The organism is Clostridium puniceum (assembly GCF_002006345.1).
GTDB lineage: Bacteria > Bacillota > Clostridia > Clostridiales > Clostridiaceae > Clostridium > Clostridium puniceum.
In genome coordinates this window covers 1-6872 of record NZ_LZZM01000041.1, presented here as the reverse complement: position 1 = coordinate 6872, position 6872 = coordinate 1, and the positions used below count along the sequence as shown (strand labels likewise).

The following is a 6872-nucleotide window of genomic DNA, read 5'->3' as shown; positions in this document are numbered from 1 at the left end:
GTTGGTTGTCTTATCCAATCACTCTAATATAGAAATTAAATCTTAATGAACAAAATTTTTTAGAACATATATATAAAGATATTAAGCTGGATAATTCAAATTTTCTTCTTTTATCTTTAATAAAATTTCGTTAAGAAATTTATTTGCTAAATATTTTGCCATTGGCAGATTCATGTCTAAATAATTACCACAATCTCTAGCAGAAGCACCTGGGATTTCACCTTGGAAATCAGCAATAAATTTATACAACTCAGTAAGAAGCGGTACTATATCTCTTGATTTGTAATCACCATGTAAAATTAAATAAAAACCCGTCCTACATCCCATGGGTCCAAAATAAACAGTTTTGTAATCATAAGATTTATGATTTCTTAAGAATGTAGCAGCTAAATGCTCGATTGCATGCATTTCTGATGTATTCATAACTGGCTCTAGATTAGGTCTAGTCATTCTAATGTCAAAAGTTGTAAGAACTGTATCTCCAAAATTATCTTGTCTTGAAACATACACACCTGGAAGTAATTCCAAATGATTGATTGTGAAACTTGCTATTTTCTCCATTAACATCACTCCTAGTATAATTATGATATAGCCACTAAGGGCTATTCTTTTCTTAGTAAATTTCTAAAATAAGTAACGGAAGAAGGATCTCTTCCTTCATCAGATGTTGCTTCTATAGTTTAATATTTCTGAGGTTCCTGATAGATTCCAGACTTTTCATAAAGTATAATCTCTTAAAGGATAGGATAAAGAATGTTTTCCTCCTTGGGAAGTCAGTTACTACTGACCTATACCTATAATTGAGTCAATTAGTCCATTCAATGAGGTTTTATGATTAGCTGGTTGGGAGCCTCTGGCTATCCCCGTATCACATGCTAGGATGTGTACTCATTGCTTGGAAATGGATTCCTATTAGAAAGGAGCTATTGCTCATGTTAAATACTACAAAATATGATTTATTTATCTCGGTTGGAATTGATATCGGTGCAGACTTCAGTTGGATGTCTATTGCACTTCCCAACCAAATATTCGTAGGAAAACCATTTAAAATCCTACATTCTGATTTAAATTCCCTTGCTATAGCTGTTTCTAAAATAAAAGAAGCAGAAGAGCTGTATTCTTTGGAAAGTCGCATTTTCCTAGAATCCACGGGAATTTATCATTACCCACTCTTCTGCTATCTTCGTGATAAGGAATTTAATGTTAGAGTTATTAATCCTATCATCACTAAGAATAGCACAAACATTAACATCAGAAAAGTGCATAATGACAGATTTGATTCAAAAAAAGCTGCCTTAATAGGCTTAAAGCCTGATTTGAAAGTTTCACTTATGCCATCGGACCTTGCTCTTAATTTAAGAAATCTTTCAAGAGAATATTACGATCTGATGGACAACCGTTCCGCTTATGTTAATAAGCTTCAAGGTGAACTTCCAATGGTATTTCCACAGTATTTAAAAATTTTTTCTAAAATAACTACGAATACGGCAATGACCTTACTTGAGAAATATACTTCTCCGGATGCATTTTTAGCTGCTCCGAAAGATGAAATCATCGATTCCATCCGGCGTACTGCTCGTTTTGGACTTACATATGCTTATGATAAGTATAATGCCATCTAATGATGCCAATACTTTTGGTCATGCTGTAAGTAGTAACTTTAAACGAATTCGCTTATACATAAGCTTCATTCGAAAGTATGATGAAGAGATTTCTTCAATACTTTCTGACATGCATGAACTTGTCGATGCAAATAAAACTACTGATTTTGTGAAGCAAATTCACTTGATTGAGTCATATAAAGGTGCAGGCTTTCTTTCTGCCGCAAGTCTTATGGCAGAAATCGGAGATTTCTCTGCGTTTAATTCACCCAAGCAGCTTTTTGCTTACTTTGGCTTAGATCCAGCTGTAAAACAATCTGGTAAATTTAATGGTACGAAAATTAGTATGTCAAAACGAGGTTCTCGAATTGCTAGAAGAGTTATTCATACCATGGCTTTAGTCAGCATCAGTAAAAACAGAAATGGTTCTTCCCAAAATCATGTACTTCGAGATTACTATCTATTGAAATGTAAGAGTAAGCCTAAAATGGTGGCGCTTGGAGCTGTTATGCATAAAGTTTGCAATATTGTATTCGCAATTCTTCGTGATGAAAAGGAGTTTAAAATAATCACACCAGAAGAACATCAAAAGAATTATAACCAAGCAAAATGCGGCTTCGCTACGTAGTGTAATTCCATAGAAATGACTTTTTTTGACAGCTAGTCAAAAGGCTTATTAAAGTCACCCTTTTTTAGGCTCATAGAAATAATAATTATTTTTTAGTTCTTATTGATATTTCTTAGCTGGACTTAATATAAAAATAAATAGTAAACTATATAGATATATTTGGTAAAAATTTATTTACATTTGTTTATATTAAATTGTATCATTTTAGATTGCTATTATCAAGATAACTACTCAGAATGTAAAAAATGCGAAGTAAATTAAGTGAGGAATATTTTATGAAAAAAAACAAGTTCAACAGGAAAACGTTAAAGAACTATTGAAATTAATTGAGGAAAATCCAGATTTAGAAATAATGGCAATGGTAGATACTGCATGTGTTCCAAGTGATGATTTTAGTTATTGGTGTGCAGATTGGGGAAAAGCCGAAATTGATGAATACTATATTTCAGATGAAAGAATATATTTTAAATCAATTGATTTTGATGAATTAGTAGAGCAAAATATGGAATTTTGTGAGCAAGAAGTAGAGGCATATGAGGGCGAAAGTGAAGAATTAGCAATAAAAGAAGTTGATAAGTTAAATTGGATTAAAGCAATAGTTATTCATATTGATGAATTTAGTTAATACACAATACAAATAGACGAAGTTACTAGGAGGAGGTGATTTTTTGAGAATTAATGATACTAATTTTACAGAGTTGTATTCCTATGCGGATTATAATGCATTTACAGAAGCGGAGGAAACAACGCTTATAGGGTTAACCTTTGATAAAATAAATGAAATATTGAATGTAGATAAATACGATACGTTAGGATCTATAGATAAATTCTTTAAATCAGATGGTTGGGAAAGAAGCTCTATGGTAAAAGACCTTAAAAAAGCATTAAAGAACATATCCATAGATAAGCAATTTGAACTGTTTTATTATTTAGGTCAACTCCAGGGTCAAAAGGAAATGTGGCATCTAATTAAAAATAAATAATCCTACGCAATACTAATAAAGTTTAAATATGATGTGAAAATAAAAAAATAGTTCTTTGAAAATTGAATAATGTGATATATGAATATATTTTATCGTTTTTAAATAAGTGGTATAATTTAAATATACTTGTAAAGGTTTATTGCTGTAGAAGTGAAAGGGGATTAATTTTATTTATGAAAAATAGTAAGTATAGGATTATTATATTTTTAAGTGTTTTGGTAAGTATAGTTAGCATAGTTATGATTTCTTGTTCTAATAGGCCCAAAGAAGTGAATTGGGTGGAAAGGGACAAATTAACAGAATCTATATTAAAAAGTGGAACTGATGATTCAAATTTTGTGCAACTAACTAAAATTAATGATAATGTTTGGGTGCATACCACATACTATAACTATAATGGAAGTAGAACTTTATCAAATGGATTGTTAGTTATAACGTCTAAAGGTTTAGTATTGATAGATACAGCATGGACAAATGAGCAAACAGAAGAGTTAATTAAATTGACAAAAGAAAAATTTAAACAAGACATTACTACTGCAATAATAACACATGCACATATGGATAAAATTGGTGGGATTAAAACACTATTAGAGAACAAAATAGATGTTAAATCTACTCCATTAACAGCACAATTCGCTGAAAAATTAGGATATGATAAACCTAATCCATCTATTACTAGTGATGATACAGTATTAGAACTTGGAGATACTAAGTTAGAAGTATATTTTCCAGGTGAAGGGCATACTGCTGATAATATTGTCGTATGGTTAGCAAAGGATAAGATTCTATTTGGTGGATGTATTGTAAAACCATTAGAATCTAAAACTATGGGAAATACTAGTGATGCCAATATGAAAGCATGGCCTAATTCTATTGAAAATTTAATAAATAAGTTTCCGGATGCAGAGATTGTCATACCATCACATGGAGACTGGGGAGATAAACAAATACTTACACATACACTTGACTTGTTAAAAGAAAAATAAAATTGGAGATATATAATAGGAATTATAGTCAATTACACAAAAAAATTAAAATATCTTAATATAAGAATCGGATTACTAACTAAAATATCACATTATTCAGAATGATATGCTCCCTTTAAGGAGGACATATCAGAAGTGAAAGTGTGATATTTTTTTTGTTACGCAATTCTCAAAATGTAAATAGAACTAACTCGCTAAAAGCGACGGCTTTGGCTTTATCTGTAATATAAATTTTTAATTCATAGTTTCATAATATCCGAAAATATGTGAAAATAAAAAGATGTTGTCGCCACAATATCTTTTTATTTTGTAACACCCCTTGTTTTATACGTCGAAAGGAGTGTTAATGAAAATGACTGAACTACAAGTCAATTTTCGTAAAGATTTAGTAATGCGTGGATTTATAGAATCCACTATTAAAAATTACCAACTAGTTGCAGGTGAATTTGAAAAATTTGTTTCTCCACCTCCAACGCTTTTCCAAGAAAAGCATGCAGTAGATTTCTTATATGATTGTATCATAAATAGAAAATTAAAAGAAGATACTGCAAACTATAAAAATTCAATAATAAAATTACTTTTTGTTGTTACTTTAAATAAAGAATGGAACAACTTAAAAGTTCCTAGGATGAAAAGAAGAAAAACATTACCAATAGTTCTTTCCAAAAGTGAAGTTAAAGAATTTTTAGATTCTATTGATGATTTGAGATATAAGAGAATTTTTTCAATTATATATTCAGGTGGTTTAAGATTAAGTGAAGTTAGAAATTTAAAGGTTAGTAATATCAGATATAAAATTTTGCAGAACATCAAATTTAGGCGGACATATTGAACAATGTGGTGAGTGCGGTGATATTAAGATATCATATAATTCTTGTCGAAATAGACATTGTCCTAAATGCCAAACATTAGCAAAGGACAAGAAGTATTTAGATGCTGATATAGGCATTACAACAATATTGCATACTTGGGGGCAAAATTTAATGTTTCATCCACACATTCATTGTATAGTTCCTTCGGGCGGTTTGAGTAATTTAGGAAATAAGTGGAATAACTCTAAAGAAAATTTTTTTATTCCAGTAAAAGTTTTATCAAGAAAATTTCTCGCATACTTCAAAGAAGCTTTCAAAACACAAGAATTTGTTTTAAATAAGGATATATTACAATTTACTAATTCCAAATCATACAGTAGATTTTTAAATGGAATGTATGCCAAAGAATGGATAGTTTACTCTAAAGCACCTTATAAAAGTGCTTCCCATGTACTAAAGTATTTAGGAAGATATACACATAGAGTTGCAATATCAAATGATAGAATACTTAATATTAAAGAAGATAAAATTACTTTCAAATGGAGAGATTATAGAGACAATAATAAGGAAAAAATAATGGTACTATCATCAGATGAGTTTATAAGAAGATTTATTACTCATATTTTGCCACCAGCTTTTGTTAAAATACGTCATTATGGCATAAATAGTAATATAAATGCAAAATATTATTAAGAGTATATAAACAAGATGAACATAAAAAGATGTTATCGACAGCGAAGCTTTTTTTTAAAATTACAGGCATTAATATATGTCAATGTAAAAATTGTAATAATGGTAATTATATAAGAAAAAATAAAATTGAGCCTCGGAGCACATCACCACCTTTAATAAAAGGAGCAACTAAATAAGGTGCTTAATTATGGGGAGGGGGAAATTGTACGCTTTTTTAGAATATTTATTATATCTTTTTACCAAAAGGTTTTAAAAATTATAAAAAATCAAAATTTCTGGAAATATGAAAATGAATGATTCTCCATAGAATATCGCTACGCGGTTCGGCGCTTTTAGCGACTTCGTTCTAGGATAGATTGCAAACCTAAGCAGTACAATAAAGAAATTTATGCTAAATTTAAAATTAACATAAATTTCTTTATTTACTGCTATTTTTTGGTGCTCAGCTTCGCAATCAATGCTATTCATATAGTGCAATAAGTAATAAAAAAATTCATGGTAAAAAATTAAGCTATTAAGGGGATCAACATGATAAAATTAGAAACTGAAAGATTGAACCTATTACCATTACAGGCACACAATTTAACTTTAGCATTAGAAGATTATAAAAAAATGCAAACTGATTTGGGATTAAGAATTACTAATACAGTTCTTGATGAAGAAATGAAATATGCCATGAAAGTAAGGTTAAGAAAAGTACTTGAGAACGTTGAAAATTTTTTATGGTTAACTAGGGCGTGTCTGAAAACAATATTGCCTTATGCTATTTTGATAAAATAAAAATGGACGCAACATAAACAAAAGCAAGAAATGAAGACGCAAGCTTGTCATAGCGAGTTGAAACTCTGCGAAAATGCTTGATTTTATTAAAGAAGCATTCTACTAAATGGCGTTCTTTATATACCCACCAGTCACAATGCCATGGATTCTGCGCATTTGTTTTAGGTGGAATTGTATAGGAAGCTTCTTGTGAAGCAATATATTTCTTAATTTCCTTTGTACCATATGCTTTATCACCTAAAATATTACTGCCTTTTATATAAATATTTGAAAGAACATCCACAGCAAGTGTGCTATCATGTAAATTACCAGAAGATAATTGAAAATAAACTGGATTGCCAAGACCATCAACAACTGTGTGGATTTTTGTTGTATGTCCGCCACGACTT

The 6872-nt window shown here is 30.1% G+C and carries 10 protein-coding genes; 8 read left to right on the top strand and 2 right to left on the bottom strand.

The genetic code is table 11. From position 1 onward, the window contains the following. Positions 1 to 81: 81 nt before the first annotated feature. The gene (locus tag CLPUN_RS03475) at positions 82 to 561 is read right to left on the bottom strand and encodes an S-ribosylhomocysteine lyase (protein ID WP_077845991.1); all 480 of its coding nucleotides are present in this window, start codon (positions 559 to 561) and stop codon (positions 82 to 84) included. Between the two features lie 371 nt (positions 562 to 932). Here CLPUN_RS03475 and CLPUN_RS29340 point away from each other — a divergent pair, with 371 nt between their 5' ends. From CLPUN_RS29340 to CLPUN_RS03435, 8 genes are all read left to right on the top strand, one after another. Beyond that, complete coding sequence (locus CLPUN_RS29340) at positions 933 to 1622, top strand: IS110 family transposase (protein WP_341423950.1); 690 nt, start codon at positions 933 to 935, stop codon at positions 1620 to 1622. Next, complete coding sequence (locus CLPUN_RS29335; protein WP_341423948.1) at positions 1612 to 2229, top strand: transposase; 618 nt, start codon at positions 1612 to 1614, stop codon at positions 2227 to 2229. The genes CLPUN_RS29340 and CLPUN_RS29335 overlap by 11 nt, the downstream gene beginning before the upstream one ends. A 316-nt stretch (positions 2230 to 2545) precedes the next feature. Next, the gene (locus CLPUN_RS03465; RefSeq protein WP_077845990.1) at positions 2546 to 2854 is read left to right on the top strand and encodes a hypothetical protein; all 309 of its coding nucleotides are present in this window, start codon (positions 2546 to 2548) and stop codon (positions 2852 to 2854) included. A gap of 43 nt (positions 2855 to 2897) precedes the next feature. After that, on the top strand, positions 2898 to 3212 hold the full coding sequence (locus CLPUN_RS03460) for a hypothetical protein (protein ID WP_077845989.1): 315 nt from the start codon (positions 2898 to 2900) through the stop codon (positions 3210 to 3212). 173 nt (positions 3213 to 3385) lie between these two features. Further along, on the top strand, positions 3386 to 4198 hold the full coding sequence (gene bla / locus CLPUN_RS03455) for a subclass B1 metallo-beta-lactamase (RefSeq protein WP_077845988.1): 813 nt from the start codon (positions 3386 to 3388) through the stop codon (positions 4196 to 4198). A gap of 352 nt (positions 4199 to 4550) precedes the next feature. Continuing rightward, positions 4551 to 5030: a phage integrase N-terminal SAM-like domain-containing protein gene (locus CLPUN_RS03450; protein WP_158078693.1), complete on the top strand. Its 480-nt coding sequence runs from the start codon at positions 4551 to 4553 to the stop codon at positions 5028 to 5030. Further along, positions 4981 to 5703, top strand: a complete 723-nt coding sequence (locus tag CLPUN_RS03440; protein ID WP_423237276.1) for an IS91 family transposase — start codon at positions 4981 to 4983, stop codon at positions 5701 to 5703. Before CLPUN_RS03450 ends, CLPUN_RS03440 begins: the two co-directional genes overlap by 50 nt. 528 nt (positions 5704 to 6231) lie before the next feature. Beyond that, positions 6232 to 6483: a hypothetical protein gene (locus tag CLPUN_RS03435; RefSeq protein WP_077845985.1), complete on the top strand. Its 252-nt coding sequence runs from the start codon at positions 6232 to 6234 to the stop codon at positions 6481 to 6483. On the opposite strand, the gene CLPUN_RS03430 is transcribed toward CLPUN_RS03435, so the two are convergent. After that, a partial coding sequence (locus CLPUN_RS03430; RefSeq protein ID WP_143328968.1) for an IS5 family transposase occupies positions 6467 to 6872 on the bottom strand: 406 nt, incomplete at its 5' end. The two genes, CLPUN_RS03435 and CLPUN_RS03430, sit on opposite strands and share 17 nt — an antisense overlap.